Source organism: Providencia sp. PROV129 (assembly GCF_028482245.1).
Classification (GTDB): Bacteria; Pseudomonadota; Gammaproteobacteria; order Enterobacterales; family Enterobacteriaceae; genus Providencia; species Providencia vermicola.
Map to the genome: position 1 here is coordinate 154,890 of NZ_JAMPQD010000017.1, position 25,140 is coordinate 180,029.

Annotated in this window: 21 protein-coding genes; 13 read left to right on the forward strand and 8 right to left on the reverse strand. The window is 42.8% G+C overall.

Features of this window, described 5'->3' with window-relative positions; translation table 11 throughout:
- Positions 1–11: 11 nt before the first annotated feature.
- The 3 genes from gntU to gntR form a co-directional block, all read right to left on the reverse strand.
- Positions 12–1,370: a gluconate transporter gene (gene gntU, locus PSF27_RS13525; protein WP_272681666.1), complete on the reverse strand. Its 1,359-nt coding sequence runs from the start codon at positions 1,368–1,370 to the stop codon at positions 12–14.
- A complete protein-coding gene (gene gntK / locus PSF27_RS13530; RefSeq protein ID WP_206086237.1) occupies positions 1,367–1,909 on the reverse strand; it encodes a gluconokinase in 543 nt (180 codons plus the stop codon). Before gntK ends, gntU begins: the two co-directional genes overlap by 4 nt.
- 386 nt (positions 1,910–2,295) lie before the next feature.
- A complete protein-coding gene (gene gntR, locus PSF27_RS13535; RefSeq protein ID WP_272681667.1) occupies positions 2,296–3,291 on the reverse strand; it encodes a gluconate operon transcriptional repressor GntR in 996 nt (331 codons plus the stop codon).
- A gap of 200 nt (positions 3,292–3,491) precedes the next feature.
- On the opposite strand from gntR, the gene PSF27_RS13540 reads away from it, so the two are divergent.
- The 7 genes from PSF27_RS13540 to zur all read left to right on the forward strand — a co-directional run bounded on the left by PSF27_RS13540 (position 3,492) and on the right by zur (position 10,947).
- Complete coding sequence (locus PSF27_RS13540) at positions 3,492–4,529, forward strand: ABC transporter substrate-binding protein (protein WP_206086235.1); 1,038 nt, start codon at positions 3,492–3,494, stop codon at positions 4,527–4,529.
- A 5-nt stretch (positions 4,530–4,534) separates the two neighbouring features.
- Positions 4,535–5,542, forward strand: coding sequence for a FecCD family ABC transporter permease (locus tag PSF27_RS13545; protein WP_206086361.1), 1,008 nt, complete (start codon positions 4,535–4,537; stop codon positions 5,540–5,542).
- A complete protein-coding gene (locus tag PSF27_RS13550; RefSeq protein WP_206086234.1) occupies positions 5,539–6,306 on the forward strand; it encodes an ABC transporter ATP-binding protein in 768 nt (255 codons plus the stop codon). The genes PSF27_RS13545 and PSF27_RS13550 overlap by 4 nt, the downstream gene beginning before the upstream one ends.
- An 11-nt stretch (positions 6,307–6,317) precedes the next feature.
- A complete protein-coding gene (locus tag PSF27_RS13555; protein ID WP_206086233.1) occupies positions 6,318–7,136 on the forward strand; it encodes a class I SAM-dependent methyltransferase in 819 nt (272 codons plus the stop codon).
- Positions 7,133–7,978 (forward strand): ModD protein, encoded by an 846-nt coding sequence (gene modD / locus PSF27_RS13560; RefSeq protein WP_272539941.1) that lies wholly within the window; start codon positions 7,133–7,135, stop codon positions 7,976–7,978. The genes PSF27_RS13555 and modD overlap by 4 nt, the downstream gene beginning before the upstream one ends.
- A gap of 133 nt (positions 7,979–8,111) precedes the next feature.
- Positions 8,112–10,157 carry a TonB-dependent receptor plug domain-containing protein gene (locus tag PSF27_RS13565; RefSeq protein ID WP_272681668.1) on the forward strand — a complete coding sequence of 682 codons (2,046 nt, stop codon included), beginning with the start codon at positions 8,112–8,114 and terminating at the stop codon, positions 10,155–10,157.
- Positions 10,158–10,425: 268 nt separating this feature from the next.
- Positions 10,426–10,947, forward strand: a complete 522-nt coding sequence (zur, locus tag PSF27_RS13570) for a zinc uptake transcriptional repressor Zur (RefSeq protein WP_272539939.1) — start codon at positions 10,426–10,428, stop codon at positions 10,945–10,947.
- Positions 10,948–11,128: 181 nt separating this feature from the next.
- Here zur and lexA read toward each other — a convergent pair whose 3' ends face one another.
- Both lexA and PSF27_RS13580 read right to left on the reverse strand, forming a co-directional pair.
- A complete protein-coding gene (gene lexA, locus PSF27_RS13575) occupies positions 11,129–11,746 on the reverse strand; it encodes a transcriptional repressor LexA (RefSeq protein WP_206086229.1) in 618 nt (205 codons plus the stop codon).
- 137 nt (positions 11,747–11,883) lie between these two features.
- Positions 11,884–12,258: a diacylglycerol kinase gene (locus PSF27_RS13580; RefSeq protein WP_206086228.1), complete on the reverse strand. Its 375-nt coding sequence runs from the start codon at positions 12,256–12,258 to the stop codon at positions 11,884–11,886.
- 126 nt (positions 12,259–12,384) lie between these two features.
- Between PSF27_RS13580 and plsB the strand changes: the two genes are divergently transcribed.
- The 5 genes from plsB (at position 12,385) to PSF27_RS13600 (ending at position 19,737) form a co-directional block, all read left to right on the forward strand.
- A complete protein-coding gene (plsB, locus tag PSF27_RS13585) occupies positions 12,385–14,868 on the forward strand; it encodes a glycerol-3-phosphate 1-O-acyltransferase PlsB (RefSeq protein ID WP_272681669.1) in 2,484 nt (827 codons plus the stop codon).
- Between the two features lie 157 nt (positions 14,869–15,025).
- Positions 15,026–15,178 carry a transposase gene (locus PSF27_RS21220; protein ID WP_442958949.1) on the forward strand — a complete coding sequence of 51 codons (153 nt, stop codon included), beginning with the start codon at positions 15,026–15,028 and terminating at the stop codon, positions 15,176–15,178.
- Between the two features lie 481 nt (positions 15,179–15,659).
- Positions 15,660–17,756, forward strand: a complete 2,097-nt coding sequence (locus PSF27_RS13590; RefSeq protein ID WP_272681670.1) for an inverse autotransporter beta domain-containing protein — start codon at positions 15,660–15,662, stop codon at positions 17,754–17,756.
- A gap of 50 nt (positions 17,757–17,806) precedes the next feature.
- Complete coding sequence (locus PSF27_RS13595; protein WP_272681671.1) at positions 17,807–18,577, forward strand: ZirU family protein; 771 nt, start codon at positions 17,807–17,809, stop codon at positions 18,575–18,577.
- Between the two features lie 92 nt (positions 18,578–18,669).
- Positions 18,670–19,737: a hypothetical protein gene (locus tag PSF27_RS13600; protein ID WP_272681672.1), complete on the forward strand. Its 1,068-nt coding sequence runs from the start codon at positions 18,670–18,672 to the stop codon at positions 19,735–19,737.
- Positions 19,738–19,834: 97 nt separating this feature from the next.
- Here the strand turns inward: PSF27_RS13600 and ubiA are convergent, their stop codons facing one another.
- The 3 genes from ubiA to pgi all read right to left on the reverse strand — a co-directional run bounded on the left by ubiA (position 19,835) and on the right by pgi (position 23,296).
- On the reverse strand, positions 19,835–20,689 hold the full coding sequence (ubiA, locus tag PSF27_RS13605) for a 4-hydroxybenzoate octaprenyltransferase (RefSeq protein WP_272681673.1): 855 nt from the start codon (positions 20,687–20,689) through the stop codon (positions 19,835–19,837).
- A 149-nt stretch (positions 20,690–20,838) separates the two neighbouring features.
- Entirely contained in the window at positions 20,839–21,351 is a 513-nt protein-coding gene (gene ubiC, locus PSF27_RS13610; protein ID WP_206086360.1) for a chorismate lyase, read from the reverse strand.
- A gap of 298 nt (positions 21,352–21,649) precedes the next feature.
- Positions 21,650–23,296: a glucose-6-phosphate isomerase gene (gene pgi / locus PSF27_RS13615; RefSeq protein WP_272539935.1), complete on the reverse strand. Its 1,647-nt coding sequence runs from the start codon at positions 23,294–23,296 to the stop codon at positions 21,650–21,652.
- 437 nt (positions 23,297–23,733) lie between these two features.
- Between pgi and lysC the strand changes: the two genes are divergently transcribed.
- Positions 23,734–25,110 carry a lysine-sensitive aspartokinase 3 gene (gene lysC, locus PSF27_RS13620; RefSeq protein ID WP_272681674.1) on the forward strand — a complete coding sequence of 459 codons (1,377 nt, stop codon included), beginning with the start codon at positions 23,734–23,736 and terminating at the stop codon, positions 25,108–25,110.
- Positions 25,111–25,140: the final 30 nt, after the last annotated feature.

The following is a 25,140-nucleotide window of genomic DNA, read 5'->3' on the forward strand; positions in this document are numbered from 1 at the left end:
AAAGCGATTTACTATGATAAAAAGACAAAGAAGATCATCCCAACAATCGCCCCTATTGTCCCTAAAATAGTTTCCATCACCGTCCAAGTTTTAAGGGTTTGTGCTTCTGTCGCACCAGTAAACTTGCCATACAGCCAGAAACCAGAGTCATTCACATGGCTTAAGATCAATGAACCACCAGAGATACAGACAGCTAAAGCAGCCAGCTGTGCTCCTGAGTAACCAAGCTCACTAATAACTGGTAGCACTAAACCTACCGCGGTTAAACAGGCAACTGTTGCAGAACCTTGGATAACACGAACAGCTCCCGCGAGAACGAAACACGCAACAGCAATAGGTAAACCTGCACCAATTAAAGAATCACCTAGCGCAGGGCCAACACCAGAATCCACCAAAATTTGTTTAAATACCCCACCAGCACCTGTTACAAGCAAGATAATCCCAGCAGGTTGGATAGCCGCAGAACACACCGCCATGACTTTTTCTTTATCCATACCATAACGGAAACCTAAACCATAAATTGCTAGCAAGCAGGCTAATAGTAATGCGGTAAAAGGATGGCCGATAAATTCTAACCAATGCTCTAGTGTGGAACCTTTTTCAACTAAATGCGTTCCGATTGTTTTTAAACCCACTAATACCAATGGGAATAATACTAAGCACAGGCTGAATCCAAAACTTGGCATTTTACTATGTTCAGTTTTTGGTGCTTGATAATCTGCTGGGATATCAATATGAACATAGTTACTGATAAACTTGCCATACAAAGGTCCGGCTAAAATCATGCCAGGGATAGCTGCACACAAGCCGATTAAAATCATCCAGCCATAGTCAGCACCCATTTGCGATGCAACCAACATCGGTGTTGGCCCAGGTAATAAGAAGGCCGCTGCGGCTGCAACCCCAGCAAATAATGGGATAGCAAGGCGAACAACATTATGACCAGTACGATTTGCGACGGCAAACACCACACCGATTAACAAAACAATAGCCACGTCAAAGAAAAGAGGCAGTGCACAAATTAGCCCAGCAACACCCACTGCATAATGGGCATTCTTCTCACCAAACAAGTTAAGTAGCTTATTCGCTATCTGGTCTAATGCGCCTGTTTCATGCAAAATCTTACCGAACATCGCACCGAGTGCGACCACAATTGCCAAGAACCCCAATGTTCCCGCCATCCCTTTTTGCATGGTTTCCGTGATTTGCTGCACAGGCATCCCTGAAAATAGTCCTGCACCTATGGAAACAATCATCAACGCGACGAAAGCATGCAAGCGTGCGTACATCACTAGAAATAGCAGCAGAACAACAGAGCCCACTGCGGTGAGTACCAACGTGAGCGTACTGAGCGTTTCAACGGTATTCATACTTTATCTCCTGCGACAACCTGTGTAATCGTTGAGCAGGTATTACCGATGACGTCTTCAAGAGGCTGGCGAATATCAACCGCATGCACATCAGTTTCTGCTTCATTTGGCTCTTCTAAAGTAGCAAATTGCGTTTTGAGCATTTCTGGCTTGAAAAAATGCCCTTTACGCGCTTTGAGTCGTTCTTCAATAACGCTAGCATCGCCTTTTAAATAGATAAAAAATAAGTTCTTATTACCCTCTCTTAAAATATCACGATAGGCTTTCTTCAGTGCAGAACATACCACTAACGAAATCTCATTCGTTCTTTGCATAGCAAAAATGGCTTGGTTCAGCGACACCAACCAAGGCTGACGATCTTCATCATTTAGAGCATGCCCTGATGCCATTTTTAAAATATTTGATTTAGGGTGCAGAAAGTCACCGTCAAGGAAGGCCGCTTGCAATTGCTGAGCAACACCGCTTGCTACAGCAGATTTACCGCTACCCGATACCCCCATTAGGACAAATGTGTAGTTTTGTTTTTGGGTATCACTCATAGGAAACTCCTTAGGCTTTATTGTTGTTCTATTCTTTTCATCATCCAGTAATATGTTACCGGTAACGTTGTTACGGGTAACATTATTATCAGTACGGATTTATTGCAATCAAATTGGCGAATAAGAGAACAGATCTGTGATACCACTCTCAATCTGTAATCAGAAAAGGCAGGTGAAGAACAAAGCAAAACTCGTAAATAAAAAAACAAAAAGTATATTTAAAATTTATTCTTTCTCTTCAAGCATTCCCCTTCAAACATTCCTCTAAATAATTCGTGTTGTCGCTAGGCGGCAAACAAGCCAAGCCTGGGAGCATACATAAGTATGTGACTAGGGTTGGCGAGTGCAGGCAACAACGCGACAGCGCGAAGTATGACGAGGAATAATTAGATGCTTTCGCCGGTAAGGACAGAAAACCCCACATCAAAGTGCGTCTCCGTAAGCTTCTTACCTGACATGCGGGCTAGGAGCACTTCTGCCGCCTTGCGCCCCATTTGATCTCTTGGCGTAAGGATACTGGCCAATTTCGGTGTCATCACTTGACCCACATCGTGCCCATGGAAACCTGAAATAGCTAAGTCTTGCGGAATATGAATCCCCAACCGCTGGCATTCAAATATCGCCCCTATCGCCAAGTCATCATTGGTACAAAACAACCCATCTGTATCGGGGTACTTCTCTAAACAATCATGCAATAACTTCGCCCCTAGCGAATAAGATGAGCTCTCCTGTGTCATCACATTACGGAACTCTAAATGGGCATCTAACATGGCTTGCTCGTAGCCTTTTAAGCGGATAAACGTTCGCTCATCATGCCTCGCCCCGATATACACCACTTTGCAACAACCTCGTTCTATCATCGCATGTGTCATTTGGCGAGAAGCTTCAAAGTTATCAATCCCCACGGCAACATCTAAGCAAGGTGAAACACTGTCCATAATCTCAACAACAGGGATGCCTGCAGTTTTTAGCATACGTAAGGTGCGCTCAGTGTGCGTCCTCTCAGCCAAAATCACGCCATCAATGTTATAAGAGAGTAATGAAGTTAGCCTTTCTTCTTCTTTTTCAGGTAAATAACCGTAGTGAGCTAACATGGTTTGATAGCCATGACAATCAGTGACCGCTTCTATCCCTCGGATCACTTCCGCAAAGACTTGGTTAGTTAATGAAGGAAGCAAAACACCAATCGCGTGGCTAGTTGAATTTGACAAAATATCAGGGGCTTTATTGGGAATATAGCCCAAACTTTCGAGCGCTTCGGCAATTTTCTCGCGCAAAGGCTCTGAAACTTGCTCTGGATTACGTAAAAAACGGCTCACCGTCATTTTCGTGATGCCGACTTGATCTGCTACATCCTGCAGTGAGGGTCTTTTCTTCTTCATAAGTCCAAAGTGATATTCATTAAATTAACGTTCTCTATGTTCAGCTATCTTTTTATTGATAGCAATGTTTGTTACTGATTTACATCACACAAATGTCGAGTTTTTCTAACAACTCGACTTTTCAGGTTGACTCTCTACTATGACTCCGCTAATTTTCGCGCTATATAACTATTATCATAACGGGTGTGTTCATATTTATTATGGCAATCAATCGTAGACAATTTCTTCAATCCAGTGCCTTACTTGCGGCTTTCTACAGTTTGCCTAGTTTCGCTAAAGGCCAGCGCTTTGTCGAAGAAGCACTCTTTGGCGAACTTCCTCTTGCAAGCCATATTCAGCGCGTTATCAGCTCGGGACCACCCTCTGATTTACTGATGTTTGCTCTTGCCCCAGAAAAAATGGTGGGGTTTGCTTCGATTTCACTAAACAAAGGCCATACTGGGCTTTTCGCACAACAATGGCGCAATTTTCCCGTTTACGGCCGCTTAGCGGGTCGAGGCAGTACGCTATCATTAGAACAACTTTTATCCTATAACCCTGACTTAATTATAGACACTGGCAATATTGATGATACTTATCGCTCACAAGCAGAGAAAGTGGCGAAACAGACCAATATTCCCTATTTATTGATTGCCGGTGGATTAAAAGACTCCCCCCAACAACTCACTCAGCTTGGTGAAACTCTCGGTGTTGAACCTCAAGCACAAAAACTCAGCCAACTCGCCCAGCGTTATCTGGATGATGCGGTTGCCTTTGCTAATAAACCCCAACAAAAACCATTAAGTTTTTACCTTGCTCGTGGGGCAAAAGGGCTAGAAACAGGCGCTAAAGGCTCGATTCATACCGAAGCCATAGAAATGCTCGGTTTGCGTAACGTCGTAGATATCCCTAATTTTCGCGGGCTCACCTCCATTTCCATGGAGCAACTTTATCAATGGAACCCTGATATTATTATAACGCAATATGATGAAGCCATTGAATTTATGACGTCCTCACCACTGTGGAAAGGGCTAGATGCTATCGCCAATCAGCAATTGCTTGTCTTTACGGGCATGCCATTTGGCTGGTTAGATGGCCCTCCTGGCGTTAACCGCCTTCTTGGCATGCGCCGTTTACAAAGCCACTTTGATGGCCATATTGCCGCGACGATAAAGCAAGATATCGCTGAATTCTTTGACCTTTTCTATCATTCACCATTAACCTCTGAGCAGGTTGATTTACTGATGGAAAAATCATGAGTGGAATGACGTACAAAGGGGTTAAACCCTTATTATTAATTCTCATTTTATTCGTTAGCTTAGTGATTGCTTTAACGAGTGGTAAGTATTCACTTACCCTCGATGAACTGTACCGCCTATTTGCCAGTTTATTTTCCTCTCAAGTTGATGTTAGTGACCCACGTAATGAAACCGTTTTTTGGCAAATACGTTTCCCTCGCACATTAGCTGCAATTATTATTGGCGGAGCACTATCCATTGCAGGTGCGGCTTACCAAGGTATGTTTCGCAACCCACTGGTTTCCCCCGATATTTTAGGGGTTTCAGCAGGTGCTGGCGTTGGCGCTGTTGTCGGTATTTTCTTTGGACAATCATTGATTTATATTCAGTTAGCCGCCTTTATTGGGGGCTTAATCACCGTGGCCGTCGTGTGTTTTATTGCGCGTCTTGCACGCCAACATGATCCAATTTTATCGTTAGTCCTTGTCGGTGTTGCCATCAGCGCCATTTGTGGCTCTGCCATTTCTTTGATGAAAATTTTGGCAGACCCTTACACCCAATTACCTTCAATTACATTTTGGTTGTTAGGCGGGTTATCATCCATTACGCAAGAAGACCTTTTGTCCGTCTTGCCATTAATGATAATCGGCATCATTCCCCTGCTATTATTACGATGGCGAATGAATTTGCTGAGCTTATCGGATGAAGAAGCCAAAAGCCTTGGTATTAATGTGAGTTTAATGCGCGCTATCTTTATCGTCTGCGCCACGTTACTCACGGCGAGTGCGGTATCCATTGCGGGGATTATTGGTTGGATAGGGTTGATTGTCCCCCATATCACTCGGATGATAGTGGGCGCTAACTTTCGTTACCAGCTCCCTGCATCACTGGCGATTGGAGCAATTATGCTGCTGATCACGGATACCCTCGCTCGTACAATTGCCGCCATTGAACTACCGTTGGGGATCCTCACCTCTGCGGTCGGTGCACCGTTCTTTTTGGCTATTTTATTGCAAACAAGGCGGGTCAAATGACGATAATGACCCTTAATAACGTTGCCATTGGCTACCACAACACCACAATCATTGATGGCATCAATCTTTCCTTACCTGAAAAGGAAATTACTTGCCTGCTGGGTGCAAATGGTTGCGGCAAAACCACCTTAATGAAAACGTTATTAGGTTTGCTACCCGCAATCCATGGCGAAATTTCGCTCAATAATCAGTCCATAAAAACGCTAAAACAGCGGGACATCGCAAGAGTGATTGCTTACGTACCACAAGCCCACGATACGCCTTTTACCTTTACTGTATTAGATATGGTTATGATGGGCTTAACCCCTCATATTTCTTTATTTTCTGTCCCTGGTGATAGCGAAAAAAACCAAGCTCTTCAACAACTCGAACGGCTGAACATCCCTCACCTTGCGACTCGCCTTTACAGCACACTCAGTGGCGGCGAAAAACAATTAGTCTTAATCGCCCGCGCGTTAATACAAAAACCCTTGCTACTGATTATGGATGAACCTGCCGCTAGCCTCGATTTTGGTAACCAAATTCGCCTACTTGAGCAAATTGAGAAATTGAAAGCCCATGGCATGACCGTGTTGATGTCGACCCACCACCCACAACACGCCGCCGCCATCGCTGACAACGTCATTTTGCTAGACAAACAACAAAAAGCGCGACAAGGCTTATCAAAAAGTATGTTAACACTTACTAACTTGGCAGCACTTTATAATGTGGATGAGCGCAGTATTCAAGCTCACTTCCAGCTTCCATCAACGTTTTCTTATTAAGGTCAGGGATCATGTTAATCAACCAAATTGATTTTTCTAAAATGTACCAAGAGCATATGCAGCAAGCGCATAGAACCCGCAAAGAACCCGAACATTGGGATAAAAAAGCCCAGCAAATGGCACAAAATTGTGCAAATCCTAATGACCCCTATTTAGTACGCTTTCGTGAACTGATGGATTTTACGGGCGCACACACTTTGCTAGATGTGGGCTGTGGCCCAGGTTCGATTAGCCTGTGCCTTGCCAATGAATTTAAAGAGGTTATTGGTATTGATTACAGCGGTGGCATGCTAGAGATGGCACGGCTTCGCGCTAAAGAACTTGGTATTCCCAATGCCCACTTTGAGCAACTTGCCTGGGAAGACAGTTGGGCAACCCTGCCTAAAGTGGATATATCCGTCGCTTCCCGCTCAACGTTAGTCGATGATTTAAAAGCGGCACTACTTAAGCTAAATCGCCAGACAAAACTGCGCGTTTACACCACGCATACCATCAACCCAACCTTTATTGATGAAAATATTATCCGTGAAATTGGCCGTGAAGTAATTCGTTTGCCAACCTATATTTATGCGGTGAACATCCTGCATCAAATGGGTATCAATGCCCGTGTCGATTTCATTAAGAGCCCAAATAAAGGCGGCTTTGATAACTTTGAAGCCTTTGTAGATAGTGTCAATTGGTCACTCAAAAATATCACGCCAGAAGAAACGGATATTCTTCGCCACTATTACGATGTTCAAACAGCATCAGGTAAGAAAATATCTTATCCATCAAGGGACTGGGCGATGGTCTCGTGGGATGTTGTGGATGAATCGGAACTGACATTATGATTTATCTACCTGATGCATTAATTGACCAGCTGCTGTTAGACGATATTCAATATGGAGACTTAACCACTCGCGCCTTGGGGCTGCACTCACAACTTGGCGTAATGACATTTGCCTCCAAGCAAGGGGGCTGCGTCAGTGGTATTCACATTGCAAAACGCATGCTAGAAAAGCTAGGGATTACCTGTGAATGCCATTTTCATGATGGGCAGATTGTCGAACCGCAAAGTATTTTAGTTCGTGCCACAGGGCCGATTGAAGCGTTACATCAAGGCTGGAAAGCGGTGCAAAACGTCCTTGAATGGTGCGGGGGTGTTAGCCACTACACCCAGCAAATGGTCTCTATTTTGCGCCAGTATCAACCTAATGGGCAACTCGCTTGTACGCGAAAAACCATTCCAAACACTAAGCCTCTTGCCTTAACTGCGATTTTGGCAGGAGGCGCCATTATTCACCGAACAGGCAGCGCAGAAAGTATTTTGCTGTTTACTAACCATCGCCAGTGCCTTGAAAATCCAGATGATTGGAATGCGCATGTGCAAGCTTTACGCCAAAATGCACCCGAAAAGTTAATCATTGTGGAAGCCGACGATTATCAACAAGCTGAACTTGCCATCAAAGCGCAAGCAGATATTGTGCAGCTCGATAAATTGCCAACAAACCAAATTCAGCAATTACAGCAGCTGGCTAACGCGCAGAATCGGCCTTGTCAGTTGTCTTTAGCGGGTGGAATCAATTTAAAAACCATTGAAGAATTCGCCCAAACAGGCGTGCCATTGTTGGTGACTTCCGCACCATATTATGCGGCACCTCGAGATATAAAAGTGAAGATTTTTAAGCAGTAACCTAAGAAGTCTGCGTTAAAAAAACCATTCGCTAAAACAGCCTACCCCCATAGGCTGTACTGACTTATGGCTAATGACGCACATCGTTATATAAAAAATAACATATCGTAATTAATGAAACTGGAAAGACATAATGAAAATAAAACAAATAACCTATTTAGTTGGGATGGCTTTATTCGCAGCACAAGGGCACGCTGCATCTGACCCTAAAGCAGAGAAAAATACTGACGTGATGTCTGTTTGGAGTACGCCACTTGCAGCGGATGCCAATGTCATCACTGAAGAACAAATGAAGCAATTGAATAAAACCAACGTAGCGCAAGCATTGAGCACCATGCCAGGGGTCTCTATTCAAAAATCAGGTAACCGTAACGAAACACAGGTGAATGTGCGTGGTTTCGATAGCCGCCAAGTACCTATCTTCTTTGATGGTATCCCAACCTACGTGCCCTATGATGGTACGTTGGACTTAGGCCGCTTTATGACTAGCGAGTTGGCGAGTGTTGAGCTTTCGACGGGCTATACCTCGTTACTGCAAGGGCCAAACTTGATGGGTGGTGCAATTAACTTAACCACCGCAACACCGAAAAAACCGTTTGAAGCCAATATCAGCTTAAACCAAGGTTTTGCCCGCGGTGCAGATAACGCCCACAATATTAGCGCACGATTAGGTGGCCGCAATGACTTAGGGTTTATTCAAGTCAGTGGTAGCCAGTATAAGCAGCGTTTTGCTGGCTTACCTGGCTCTGATGATAATAATGCTTTTGCAGGCACACATGGCCGCAGAACAAACTCATCTAGTGATGATAAACGCTTAATGATTAAAGCAGGTTGGACACCTCGAGAAAGCGATGAGTATGTGGTGACCTATATTAAACAAGATGGACAAAAAGATAGCGCTACAGATATTGCTCCCGATGTAAAAAAAGGATTACAACGTTGGCAATGGCCTGCATACGATAAAGAAAGTATTTACTTTAACGGAACAACACAGATAACCAGTGATATTGCCTTACAAAGCCGGATTTATCACGATAGCTTTAAAAATACCCTTCACCAATATACTGATGCTAAAAGTAAGGTGAAAAGCACTAGCTATGACGAATACAAAAAGTGGAATATGAATTACAGTCGTTACGATGACTACAGCAACGGTGCCGACATGCGTGTTGATTTCACCGTGCGTGAACTCGATATGTTGTCATTCGCCGCACACTGGAAAGAAGACGTTCACCGTTCTCGTGGTAATAAGGTTGTCCCATTTGATCGTTATAAAGACCAAACGTGGTCTACTGCTGCTGAATACCAATGGGTTGCAACTGATAAACTAGATATTATTGGTGGTATTGGTTACGACTGGCGTAAAAGCGATGATGGAAAACGTTATATTTATAATAAGCAGAATGTCGTCACTGGCATTGAAACCTATGATAGCAACAACCAAAATGCCTTTAATTGGGAAGTCATGGCGCGTTACCACTTAGCAAATGAAGACACAGTACAATTCTCTATTTCTGAAAGAAGTCGTTTCCCTACACAAAAAGAACGCTATACAAAGAATAAAATCAGAAATAAAGACTCCTTCGAGATCAATCCTCATCTTGATGCAGAACGTGCACTAACCTACGATTTAACCTATAAAGGATACGTTACTCCTCAATGGACCTATACAACTAGCGCTTATTATAATCATGTATCGGATGCCATCATGGCACACCATATCGGAAAAAATAACGATGGTGGCGATTTACTACAAAACCGCAATAGCGGAAAAGTCGACTACTTCGGTATTGATTTAGGCACGACAGGCCAAATTACCGATTGGATGGAAGCAGGTTTAAGCTACGGGTATATTCATGCCGATCCTAAGCACTACAGCGTCAAACATGTGGCTGAGCTGCCAACCCATAAAGCCTTTGCTTGGGTGAAATTTACGCCTTACGAACCGTTTAGTATTACGGTGACTGAAGAAGCCAGAAGCTGGGCATTTAACTATGTGGATGCTGAAAGTAAAGTGCGCGGATTTGCTAAAACTGACCTGCGTTTAGATTATGACTTAGGGCAAGGCGTTTCCGTCAATAGCTCAGTGAATAACTTATTTGATAAGTCTTATGAATATACCAATGGCTATATTGAAGAAGGTCGCAACTATTGGTTAGGTGTTGAATATAAATACTAACCCATAATATATTAGGTAGAGATTTAATTCTTTGCCTAATATTTATTATCGTATCTATAGAATGCCAATATTTATTATTAATAAATAAAAATATATTCATTGTTTTCTCCATTTATTATTTCTTTTATTTTTCATTTTTATCTAACAAAATTCAGTTGAGTACATGCCCTTCTCCCTTCTACTTTCTCTTTTCAAGCTATTTCAGTCAGAAAACTATGATAAACTTGTTCCTATAGTCGATACTTAGTTTTCGAAGTTGGAGTCAAAAATGAAAAAAATGAGTGAAGATAAGATACTTGTGATGGCAGAGCGTATCTGCCAATCAAGGGGCGTTAGATTGACTCCACAGAGAGAAACCGTGTTACGTCTTATTGCACAGCAACACGGTGCTATCAGTGCCTACGATTTATTAGATTTACTGCGTGAAGTTGAACCACAAGCAAAACCACCCACTGTTTACCGTGGGCTTGAGTTTTTAATGGAGCAAGGCTTTATTCATAAAATAGAGTCAACCAACAGCTACGTTGTTTGCCATCACTTTGATAACCCAAGTCATATCTCAGTGATGCTAATTTGTGATCATTGCGGTAGTGTGACTGAAAGTGATTGCGCAACAATAGAAGCCGCCATTATTAGCCTAGCGGAAACTAATCAGTTCCGTTTAAGGCATACTGTTGTGGAAAACCATGGTTTATGTAAAAAATGTGATGAAATTGATAGCTGCAAAGACCACGCACACTGTAGCCATGACCATGAGCAACCGATCACTGCAAAAAAAAGTAGCAAATAACGTTGTAGAATCCACGACATTACTTATATAAGAAAAGAATACGAAAAGTAGGATATAAAAGGATATAAAAGATAAGAACTAAGTAAAGCAGGCAGATCTCTATACATCAATGTGAAATCTGCCAGCAATAATGGAAAAATCAAACAAGCAGCGCGCCGCTACCTACCTGATAATCTAAGAATTAATACCAATCACTATTACGGATCACCCCAACTGCTAAACCCTCAATGGTGAAGCTTTGCTCGCGTAAATCGACAACAATCGGCGCAAACTCAGGATTTTCAGCGATTAACTCAACACGATTACCTTGTTGTTTAAAACGTTTAACAGTCACTTCATCATCAATGCGCGCAACAATCACTTGGCCATTATGCGCATTTTGTGTTTTATGAACTGCTAATAAGTCACCGTCCATAATACCGATGTCTTTCATCGACATACCATTCACACGTAATAGGAAATCTGCGTGAGGTTTGAAAAGTTCAGGATCAACCTGATAATGACTTTCAATATGTTCTTGTGCCAGTAAAGGTTCGCCAGCGGCAACGCGCCCAATCAAAGGTAACCCTTGATCTTCAGCCTCTTCTTCAAGAAGTAGGCGGATGCCTCGTGATGCCCCAGAAACAATTTCAATTACACCCTTGCGAGCCAAGGCTTTTAAATGTTCTTCTGCCGCATTAGGCGAACGAAAACCAAGACTTGCTGCTATTTCAGCACGTGTAGGAGGCATACCTGTTTGCGAAATGTGGTCACGCACCAGATCATAAACCTGCTGTTGTCGAGCCGTCAGTGCTTTCATTCCGTTCCCCTGTTTGTTTATACAGTCAAACTGTGAGTATATACAGGTAAATGAAGATTTGAAACAGTTAAATTGCTGAATTTAGGCATTTGCTATCGATTGACTCTCTTTTCTCGACTCTAAACAAGGTTTATTGGCTAGGCAGAAAAATAACGCTGCCATAAAATCAGTGCCCATATAAATAACGCTAAACCAATACTGATGAATACAGCCGCTGACCCAATATCTTTAGCGCGCCCTGAAAGTTCATGATATTCACTGCCAATACGATCAACAACAGCTTCTATTGCACTATTTAGTAACTCGACGATAGCCACCAGCACAACGGAGCTGATCAGCAATATTCTATCCACGTAACTGATATCTAAGCAAAAGGCGATAATAATCGCAATGACTGCGGCAACAGACTCCTGCCTAAATGCCGCTTCATTTATCCAAGCCGCTTTTAACCCCTTAAGGGAGTACCCTGCTGCTTTAATCACGCGGGTAAAACCCTTAGTTTGACTTGCCATATTTATTCCTTAAAAAATTCAAACAATAATCGATTTTTACAGTCAAAGTGAATCGTCAGTAACAGATCTACCAGTGGATTTCTGGTATGATTGAGCAGCATTGTTAACAAGAGGCTATAATCATTTATGTCACTATGGCGTAAAATATATTACAACACGTTGAATTTACCACTTAAATTATTGGTAAAAAGTAAACTAATTCCATCGGACCCAATTACAGAGCTGCAGCTTGATACCAACAGGCCGACGCTGTATGTATTGCCTTATCACTCTAAGTCCGACCTCCTAACGCTACGGCATCAATGCTTGGCTATCGGTCTGCCTGACCCTTTGGTTGATAACGACATCAATGGAACAAAGCTTCCTGCTTATGTGTTTATCGATGATGGCCCACGCGTATTTCGTTATTACTCACCAGATCCGCGTAAAGATTCCGTCAAAACATTCCATGCGTATTTAGATTTGCATAAAAACAATCCGAATCTGGATATTCAAATGCTCCCCGCATCGGTTATGTTTGGGCGCTCTCCAGGTCGTGAAGGGCATACCCCTGCACCACCACTGAAGCTATTAAACGGGGTGCAAAAATTCTTTGCTGTCCTGTGGTTAGGTCGTGATAGCTTTGTTCGCCTATCGCCCCCCGTTTCCATCGGGAAAATGGCGCAAGACCACGGCACAGATACCATTATTGCGAATAAATTAGCACGTGTCGCCCGCATTCACTATTCCCGCCAACGCCTTGCGGCTGTCGGCCCGAAATTGCCCGCACGCTATGAACTATTCAATAAGCTTTTGACCTCAAAAGCGATTGAAAAAGCAGTCGAGGATGAAGCACGCAGTAAAAAAATTCCACTGAAAAAAGCACAGCAAAATGCGGTGAATATGATGGAAGAAATTGCTGCGAACTTCTCCTATGAAGCCGTGCGTTTAACTGACCGTGTACTGAGCTGGACATGGAACCGCCTCTATCAAGGCATTAATGTGCAGCATGCTGAGCGCGTTCGCCAATTAGCGCAAGATGGCCATGAAATTGTGTATGTGCCTTCCCACCGAAGCCACATGGACTACCTATTGCTGTCTTATGTTCTTTATCATCAAGGCTTAGTCCCGCCGCATATCGCCGCAGGGATCAACTTGAATTTTTGGCCCGCTGGCCCAATTTTCCGCCGCCTTGGTGCCTTCTTTATCCGCCGCACCTTTAAAGGAAATAAACTCTATTCCACGGTTTTCCGTGAGTATTTAAGTGAGTTATTTGCTCGCGGTTACTCTATTGAGTATTTTGTTGAAGGTGGACGTTCCCGAACTGGCCGTTTATTACAGCCAAAAACGGGAACGCTATCAATGACACTGCAAGCCATGCTACGTGGTGATTCGCGCCCTATCACTATCGTACCTATCTATATTGGTTATGAACATGTGATGGAAGTAGGTACTTACGCAAAAGAGCTGCGCGGTGCAGAAAAAGAGAAAGAAGGCTTATTTTCAATGATCCGCGGCTTGCGCAAGCTGCGTAACTTAGGTCAAGGGTATGTGAACTTTGGCCAGCCAATTTCCCTTTCTCATTACCTTAACCAACGCGTGCCAGATTGGCGTGATTCGATTGACCCTATTGAGCCGCAGCGCCCAACTTGGTTAAACCCAACAGTCAGCTCGTTAGCAGATAACATCATGGTGAATATCAATAATGCTGCCGCAGCTAACGCTATCAACTTGTGCGCAACGGCTTTACTGGCCTCACGTCAACGTTCATTAACCCGTGAGCAGTTAATTGAGCAAGTGGAATGTTATCTGCAATTATTACGCAATGTGCCATACACCGCCGATGCGACTACGCCAAATAAAACGGCTGAACAACTGCTCGAACACGCGTTGCAAATGGATAAATTCGAGGTAGAAAAAGACAGCATGGGGGATATTATTATTCTTCCTCGTGAAAATGCCGTATTAATGACCTACTACCGTAATAATATCCACCACTTATTGGTGTTACCGTCACTGATCACCAGTATAGTGTTGCACCATGAGCGTATCAGTCGTCAAGAAATTCACCATCAAGTCAGCCAAATCTATCCGTTCTTAAAAGCTGAACTGTTTATGCGTTATAACGACGAACAGCTGCGTGAAACAGTCGATACTCTGATTGATGAGCTAAATAATCAAAAACTTATCTGTCTAAGAGACGACGAAATGGTGGTATTGAACCCACGCCGTATTCGTCCATTACAACTCTTAGCCGCTGGTGTCCGTGAAACATTACAACGCTACGCAATCACGCTGTCATTACTCAATGCCAGCCCTGAAATAAGCCGTAATACGTTGGAAAAAGAAAGCCGTATTCTCGCACAGCGTCTTTCCGTTCTGCATGGTATTAACGCACCAGAGTTCTTTGATAAAGCAGTGTTTTCAACACTTGTCGATACCCTAAGAGAAGAAGGTTATATCGATAATAATGAAAATGATATCTTCACCACTAACGCTAAAAAACTGTATGCGGTTCTTGCACGGTTAATGTCCCCAGAAATCCGTTTAACCATTGAAAGTGTTAGCCAAGACGATGAGCTTTCCACTGCGATAGAGAAGAGTACAGAAGCTGAAAAAAATGCAGACTAGAAATCTTGGAGCTAAATAAGTAAAAGGGGTAATGTTATTCACATTACCCCTTTGATTTAATAGAGCTAGTGCTAACAATAATCTATGTCCTAAATAATTCGAAGTGCCGCATCAATGATGAATTGTTTTTTGAAACCACTGAGTTCGATTAATCAAGGTGATGTTGCTGAATTATTTATCTAGTATTATCTCTGAGCATCGCTTCGTTAAAAAAATCCAAACCAATGGCGCTTACTTTTGGTTCCTAGATATAGGGCTCATTGAAAAAGTATCGAATTCCGCCACACTAACCAAAACAGCCAATACCTAATATTGATAGCTAGAAGGATAGGCGATTTTTATGTGTGTTCAATATTATTTCAATAAAAGAAAAGCCGCCAAAAAACAACATAACAAATTGATAAATAAAAAATAAGTTCAAAAAAATACGCAATTTGAAATATGGTAAATATCAAAAAATAATTTCAATTCATAATCAATTATCATTTCTTAATTAATCCCACTCTCTATGACTTCTTATTTAGTCCAAACAAGTACGTTCACATTATCAATCTAAATATATAAATTTCACCGCAAGACGAAATGCAATCATTGAGTCGAGTATTAACATCCATCACCAAAATAAAGCATTAGATTAGATTACATAACTTAAATTTATAACAGCAACTCAATATCTGCTTATCTCACTCTATTATTGGTGTTTAGCACCTTTGATAGTTCATTCATTCACAATGGAAATATCCTCATTATGGAAACAACAACTTAAAGGAAGGAATAAAAGGAATAAATAAATGATTTTTGGTATTAACCGCTACAGTATCAAATCATCTCAGATGCCCTTATTGATTCCCGTTTTACTGTCCGTATCCATCATACCAACTGGTTCAGTCTTTGCTACTGGGTTTGTAGATGGAATAAAAGTGAAGCCTTACCACCTGCAGACAGGAGAGACCGTTCACAGTGTGGCTCATCAATACAATCTGACGGTGGAGGAATTAAAAACATTAAATCAAAAACGCAATTTCGCCCGCGCTTTTGAACAACTCTCAGCTGGAGATCAAATCGATGTACCAAGCACTTACATCGCCAATACGACAGACAAAACGACGAAGAAAGGTGTACAAGTAAACGACTCAGATAGTGAAATTGAGAACTGGTTGGCCCAAACTGCCCCTAATTTTTTCCAAGCGATGAACACACAAAGTGCAGAGGAGTACCTGACTAAACAGGCCAAGGATATGGCGGTGAGCACAGCGTCATCAACCATGGAGAGTTGGTTAAATCAATATGGTACTGCACAAATTAGTGTACAGCCGGGAGATAAACTGTCACAGAGTACGCTGTCTGCCGACATGCTATTACCCGTATATCAAAACCCAGATTGGCTGGTGTTTACCCAGTTAGGAGGTCGGAACCTTAATGATCGCACTACCCTAAACTTAGGGGTGGGCGCTCGTCGGTTCAATGAGCAATGGATGTATGGCGTCAACACCTTTTATGACGCTGATATTACAGGTGGGAACAGCCGACTCGGTATTGGCGGAGAATTGTGGTCCGATAATCTACGCTTTTCAACCAATGGTTATCTGCGACTCAACAACTGGCATCAGTCACGGGATTTTGACGACTATGATGAACGCCCCGCCAACGGATTTGATATGACCGCCAGTGGTTGGCTGCCATCTTATCCACAACTTGGTGGCAAACTGAAATATGAACAATATTTCGGTGATGAAGTGGCAATGAAAGGCAAGGACTCTCGTAGTAAGTCGCCAAAAACAATGACTGTAGGGTTGAATTACACCCCTATTCCATTAATTACCCTTGGGGCTGACTGGCGTACAGGACAAGGAACTGATGATCTGCAACTTCAGGCACAACTGACCTATTCATTCGGTGTGCCTTGGAAAGACCAAATATCATCGAGTTCAGTTGCTCGCCTGCGTTCGCTCTCAGGCAGCCTAATGGCACTGGTTGAGCGCAATAACAACATTGTACTCGAATACCGTAAACAGGATTTGATCAGTTTAATACTGCCGCAGGAAATCCGCGGTCGAGGTGCCAGCCTGCAGTCACTGAGCGCTATCTTAAAAGCAAAATATGGTGCTGAACGTGTGAAATGGGGAATGCTGACAGAATTTTCATCCAACGGTGGGAAAGTACAGTCTGTTGGCAAAAGTTTAACAGCTTGGCAAATTCGCCTACCTGCTTGGCAGGCGGGTAAAAGCAATACTTATACCCTAAGGGCTATTGCATGGGATGGAAAGGGAAATGCATCAAAACCAGCCTATATAAAAGTGATTGTCGACGCAGGGTTTTCTAACCGCTACTCAAGTTTGACTGTTGGATCAGGTGTACTGAATGTCGGTCAGTCAGAGGTATTAACGCTGACGATGCGGGATGAGCAGAATGCACCGATGACTAGATTAGCTTCATCGATTCAGTTGCCGTTCGCCTTCACGACACAAAAAGGCGGGTCATCACTATCGCCTTCGCAAAGTGGCGTTAAGTTGGAAGCATTGAAAGAAACAGCACTGGGTGTTTATACCACCATCATCACCACTGGAAAATTGCCAGGCACCCTCATTTTTAGTCCGAAGGTAGAGGGGATCAATCTAGCGTCAACAAAAATAGAAGTGATGGCAGCACCCGTAGGATTACAAATATTTCATAACGGCAGTGTTATAAAAAAGCGCCCCGTCGTTGGGGATGTCCTAACAGCAACACCAGAGTGCCAAGTCAACTGCATTTTGCCGACAGCTTGGCAATGGGAAGTGGAGACAATACCAGGATCAGGACAGTTTCAAGCGATTAATGGCGCTACAGCCATGACATATACAGTCACCGCAGACACGCAAAAACGCAGGTTGCGAGTGACCGCAAAATAAATACGCCTATAGGGCAACTTAATAAATTTAAAATATAAGGTAATAATTAGATGAGCAACAAAAATCAACAACCCCCAATGATCCGCAAAAACAACCTATCTGTCCTGATTGCGGGAGCCGTGTTAGGCATGACTTTTGGTACATCGGCACTCGCTGCCACGACTCAGACTCCGATCTCGATAACCTCCCCAGCAACAACTGCGGTTATTGGTCATGCACCAAAGCTAAAAGCGGGTTCCATCACGGCCACAGATAAGAACAATGACGGTGTATTAGGTGAGAATGATGAGTTGAAAGCGTCAGGTTTTGACTTCAGTGATAAAGACAACGATACACTCGTGTCTATCGTCTATGAATGGCATGACGGCAAAAATGTTATTGCAGGGCAAACGAGCGACATGCTGAGACTGACATCGGCGTTGTTAGGTAAAACCATTACCGTAAAGGCCATCGCAAAAACGGATCCAGCTAAGACGGAGCCGTCAGAGAGTGTAGCCGTAGCAGCAGCAACCTTCATCGATATCAGTGGTAAGACAATAGCGGGCGGCACTAATATCCCAACAGTGAATGGCAATATCGTGAAATCAGTAACTATTTCGGGTCTCACTGGAGCTGGGTCACGACCGCTGGTTGGTGATTCGCTGAAAGCAAATGTCACCTGTCACGGGACTTGTGATAATAACCTGACTTACAAGTGGCAGATTCAAGACTCTGTGAATTCGAGCAAATACACAGATATTGCAGGTGCAACCGCAGCAACATACACGGTTAAGGGCACAGAGCAGAAACGAAAAATTCAGGTTATCGTTTCGAACAAATAATCACTATCCCCCGCAACGAAACATTTCGCTGCGGTATTTTTGATAATAAGCACCCATAACACACTGCGATAACAGAAGAGGATATTCATAAAATGGCAGAGAGGACAAAAATTATCCCCCTTATTCGTCTGATAACGCTGGCAGCAGGATTGGTCATCGTAGGAGGCGCATCCGCTTCTGTGATCGAAGTCAATACCCAAACGCTTCCCGTTATCGGTCATGCACCTGTCGTGACTGATATTCAATTTAATAATAAGACACCCGCCGTTAATGACACGGTCACCGCTGATCCAAAGATAACGGATGCAGATAAGGATGCATTAGAGACATCACTTTTTCAATGGAAACTCGATGGTAAAAATATTTCAGGAGCCACGCAAAATAGCTATAAACTCGTCCCCGGCGATGGCAATGGAAAACAACTGTCGGTCGAGGTCACGCCACAAACCGACCCTAAAATCACAGAACCAGCAACTGGCGCTATATTCACTTCATCAACTCTCACTACTAGAGGGCTGGCACCAGAAGCTCATGATGTGAAAATTGATGGTCAGCCAGAGCCTGGTGAATTACTGACCGGAAATTATCGCTACCACGATGGGGACAGCCCGAGCGATCCTGAGAGTGGAACCAGTTTCGAGTGGTTCTGTTTGCGTAACAAGAATCATCAGGCGATATCAACAAGCAGAACTTATCACATACAAGATGCAGATTTAGGGTGTGAAATTTATTTCAATGTCATCCCTCGCTCATCAAGCGGAACACCGAGTACAGGTGCGCAAGTTCAATCGAATAAGGTCACTGTAGCTAAAGTAATACCATCACATCTAGTAGAAATATATAACGGCAACCAAATAGGGGATCGCTCTGGATATGGGTACAATATGGTGATAAATTATTCGCACCTCGGTTATGGCAAACCGATATCAATAACCGTCAATGAATACAAACACGGAAATTTCATTGGGAAAAATACGTATTCGGTTGGTAAGAAGACTTCCAGTGGTTCAATTGTTACTGACGACGGAAACACTATAAAGTTTGGAAAGAATGCACAATCCAGTATCGGGGATACTATTTATCTTGTGGTCCACGTTTCTTTTCCAAACGGCAAACTTGCCCAGGCGAAATCGTCTAACATAGTACTGCAGCGTAGGTAATTTGCTCACTCGAAACCCTAGCCATTTGGTTAGGGTTTTTCCAGCCATTGAGAGGAACAGCTGAAAAGCATGTTCCTTTTAATCGTCAACAACCTGTTTACCAATAACTCAAAAAAATTCCGACAAATAAGATAAAACCAACATAGTTATTATTCATAAAAGCTTTAAAACAAGGAGCTCGCTCTCTATTGACCATCAGTTTTTGCTGATAAACAAATAACCCCACAACTAGCGCCAGAGAAAAATAGTAGATGCTCCCCAGCGCAGCCAATGATCCCACAGCCACCAGCAAGCCGACCATCAGTAATTGCAGTAACCCAATAATTAATTTGTCATATTGACCAAATAAAATCGCTGTTGATTTCACACCAATTTTTAAATCATCGTCACGGTCAACCATGGCATATTGCGTGTCGTAAATCACTGACCAAATAATATTTATGAAAAACAATACCCAGCATACTAACGGAAGTGTTTCACCCACCGCAGAGAAAGCCATTGGAATCGACCAGCCAAATGCTGCGCCCAGTACAACCTGAGGTAAATGACTGACTCTTTTAACAAAAGGGTAAATCCATGCTAGAGCTAACCCTGCAATAGACAACCAAATCGTCATTGAATTAAGAGTTAAAACCAATAGGAATGAGAGACCGACTAAACTTGCAAACAAAATTTTAGCTTCTTTTTCCGTCACATCCCCACTGGGTAATGGGCGATGTTTGGTGCGTTCCACATGACCATCAAAATGTCGGTCAGCGAAATCATTAATCACACAACCTGCGGCGCGCATGAAAAACACCCCCGCAGTAAACACAATCAAAATGTGCAAATTGGGCGTGCTTTGAGCAGCTATCCAGAGTGCCCAATACGTCGGCCAAAGTAATAACAGTGAACCGATGGGTCTATCAATACGCATTAAACGGCTGTATGCATGCCATTTACTTAGCGTCATACTTCCCTCCACTTTGTCGTGCTCCTTTTCTCACTCCATCATACTTCAAAATAGGTAGGTGTTCACACCACTCAGTTGAGCAAATCACGGATTTTTGTGTATTAGTGTCGTGTTTTGCCAAAATCTATAATTTGAAATAGTTTGGATAATTAACGATATGCAGGTGATTCTGGTAAAAATATCTCGGTTAACAATAAAGGTTTATCGGATAACCTTAATCGAGAGCGGCGAACCCAACGTTCTGCGGAACGACCAATATGAATGTAATCACGCGTTAGGTTATCTCGACTAAATAAATAGCGCCCTAATGGCATCCGACCAATATCCACTAATTGCTGGTCATCATCGGTGAGTGTTTCTTCCGGAATGACCGTACGACCAAGCAACCACGGAGTACCATCTCCATACATAACCACTTCGCGCACCCAGTAACGATGACTTGCAGGTAAATTTTGTGCTTCTTCCGTACTCAGCATCACTTGCGATACATAGCGTTCTAAATATGGAATGACAGTCACTTTCTGGCTATGTTGTTCAAAACGTTTTGTCATGGAGCCAAGTTCAAGTAACCAATCGAGCATGTTAGCGGGAACTCTTTCATCATCCTGCGCAATCCATTCAATTGGCTGCGAGGTAAATAGCGTTTCATCCATTACGTAAATTCCACCATGAATAACATGGTTATGATTTCTGTATTTCTTACCAAGTAGAATATCACGTTGTTTTGCTACAAGGTTAAAGTTAGCTAACAATTTATATAAAAAGTCACAAATTCAACACAAATTGTAAAAAAATAGTGAAAGATTCCATAATTAATAACATGTTATAAACAAAAATAAAATTCGTTAATACTTTAATAATCTAGCTTACATTAACTTATTCTGATGTTTCTTCCAATAAAGAAAACGGGAAGCCACCGACGCTTCCCGCTTAATTTCACGACGTAATTTCAATAAACCATTAACGCCAAGCTTTATAGTTGTTAATTAAGCCATTGGTTGAACTGTCGTGGCTGCTGACTTTTTCACTGCTTTCTAATTCAGGCAGAATGCGGCTCGCTAATTGTTTACCTAATTCTACGCCCCATTGGTCAAACGTGAATATGTTTAAAATCGCCCCTTGAGTAAAGATTTTATGCTCATACATCGCGATTAACGCACCTAATGAATATGGCGTAACTTCTTTGAGTAAAATCGAGTTCGTTGGGCGGTTACCTTCAAATACTTTATACGGTGCCACATATTCCATATCGGCCACTGATTTGCCTTGCGCAGCAAATTCAGCATCGACCACTTCACGCGTTTTTCCAAATGCTAGCGCTTCTGTTTGCGCAAAGAAGTTAGAAAGCAGCTTCTCGTGGTGGTCACCCAGTGGATTATGTGTGACTGCTGGTGCAATAAAGTCACAAGGGATCATTTTTGTCCCTTGGTGGATCAATTGATAAAACGCATGTTGCCCGTTCGTCCCTGGCTCGCCCCAAATAATTGGGCCAGTTTGGTATGAAACGGGTTTTCCATCACGGCCGATATACTTACCATTGGATTCCATATTGCCTTGTTGAAAGTATGCCGCAAAACGATGCATGTATTGGTCGTATGGCAGAATCGCTTCAGTTTCTGATTCAAAAAAATTGTTATACCAAATGCCAATCAACCCTAACAATACGGGGATATTTTTCTCCAGCGGTGTTTGAGTGAAATGTTTATCCATTGCATGAGCGCCATTCAATAATTGAACGAAGTTATCAAAGCCGACGGATAAAATGATGGATAAACCAATCGCTGACCATAATGAATAGCGGCCACCAACCCAATCCCAGAACTCAAACATATTGTTGGTATCAATACCAAACTTAGCGACTTCTTCACCATTGGTGGAAAGTGCCACAAAGTGCTTAGCAACCTGGCTTTCATCTTTTGCAGATGCTAAGAACCAATCACGAGCTGAATGCGCATTAGTCATTGTCTCTTGCGTAGTGAATGTTTTAGACGCAATTAAGAACAATGTCGTTTCTGGATTCAGTGTTTTCAACGTTTCAGCGATTTGCGTGCCATCCACATTAGAAACAAAGTGCATATTCAGGTGGTTTTTATAAGGGCGTAATGCTTCAGTCACCATGAATGGGCCAAGGTCAGAACCGCCAATCCCGATATTAACAACATCGGTAATCGCCTTACCCGTAAAGCCTTTCCATTCACCACTAATAATGCGTTGGCTAAATTGCTGCATTTTTTCCAGCACAGCATTAACGTCAGGCATCACATCTTTGCCATCTACGTAAATTGGTGTGTTGTCGCGATTACGTAAAGCCGTATGCAGCACAGCACGGTCTTCCGTGCGGTTGATTTTTTCACCCTTGAACATACTATTAATGGCACTTTCTAGCTCAGTTTCTTTTGCCAGTGCTAATAAATTGTCTAAGGTTTCTTGCGTTATTCTATTTTTGGAGAAATCCACTAAGATTTGACCATCGAACGTTGCCGAAAATTTGGTAAAGCGGTCTTTATCTTGCTCGAACAAATCACGCATATGCACATCTTTTATTTGCGCAAAATGTTGTTCTAGCGCCCGCCATGCAGCCGTCTGGCTTGGATTAATACTTCTCATGGATAACACTCTCCAAACAATTTTCAATAGAAATAGATTGTAACCCGTCAAGGAAACAGGGCTTATCGGTTTTCTGCGTTATATTGATATTCCCCAATTCTGCCGTACTTTTCCAGACTTAATTATCCCTTTTATATGAAATACGCACTTTCAATGCCATTTAGCTTAAAAAAAGCGACTAATCTACATACGCTAAATCATTCGAGTTGCATGTAGGCGATAAGTGAAGATAGACCGATGAGCATACACAAGTATGTGATTCGGCTATCTAAACGCAGTCAACACCCATGCAGCTTGAAGGATGACGCGTATGACGAAAACCGATAATAACCCCCCCATCATTAGAATTACTGATTTGCTTCGATTCTTGATTGACGCGATTCTATTTACCCGATAAATCTATATAAAGTTTAGGTTTAACCAAAGGGATTGACACCATGAATACCGTAGCGTCTTCGTCAGACAACAATCAGTTTGTTATTGCAAAATTTGGTGGCACCAGTGTCGCGAACTTTGAGGCAATGAACAACAGCGCAAATATTGTTCTTTCCAACCCCAACGTGCGCGTTGTGGTACTTTCCGCCTCCGCAGGCATTACTAACTTATTGATTGAATTGGCTGAAGGTTGTGACGCTGATAAACGCAATGCGCTACTACAAAAGGTTAAAGATATTCAATATGCAATTATTGATAACTTACAGACTGCAGAGGTTATTCGTGAAGAAATCAATCGCTTACTTGATAACATTGCCCATTTAGCAGATTCTGCATCTCTTGCCACTTCAGATGCATTGACAGATGAAATGGTAAGCCATGGGGAATTGATGTCGACTCTGCTTTTTGTTGAAGTTCTACGCCAACGCAATGCCAACTCACAATGGTTTGATGTGCGTAAGATCATGAGAACCAACGACAGTTTTGGACGTGCTGAGCCTGATCTCAACCAGTTAAAAGCCCTTGCAGAACAACACTTACAAACTCGCTTAGGCGAGTCAGTCGTGATTACGCAAGGCTTTATTGGCCGCGATGAAAAAGGCCGAACAACCACATTGGGACGCGGTGGTAGCGACTATACCGCAGCCCTATTGGCTGAAGTATTGAATTTATCTCGTGTCGATATTTGGACAGACGTTCCTGGTATCTACAGCACTGATCCGCGCGTAGTAGCAAATGCACAGCGTATTGATGAAATCGCCTTCGATGAAGCGGCAGAAATGGCAACTTTTGGGGCAAAAATTCTGCATCCAGCCACATTACTACCCGCGGTACGCTCAGGTATCCCTGTGTTCGTAGGCTCCAGTAAAGCTCCAGAAGCGGGTGGGACAATTGTCAGTGACAAAACCACGAATCCACCGCAATTTAGGGCATTGGCACTGCGTCGTAAACAAACATTATTAACATTACATAGCCTGAAAATGCTGCATGCGCGTGGGTTCTTAGCAGAAATTTTCACTATCTTATTGCGCCACAATATTTCCGTGGACTTAATTACCACTTCAGAGGTGAGCGTTGCATTAACGTTAGATACCACAGGTTCAACAGGGACAAATGGCAGCTTACTCACCAACGCTCTCATGACAGAGCTTTCTGCATTATGCCGTGTTGAAGTGGAAGAAAACTTAGCGTTAGTGGCAATTATCGGTAATGAACTGTCGCAAGTGAATGGACTCGGGAAACAAATTTTCGGTGCATTAGAGTCCTTCAATATTCGTATGATCAGCTACGGAGCAAGCAGCCACAATATTTGCTTGTTAGTTCCAGGTGATGATGCGGAAGATATCGTTCGTACATTACACAGTAACTTATTCGAATAATCCACACGATCCGATCAAAAAACGATAAGG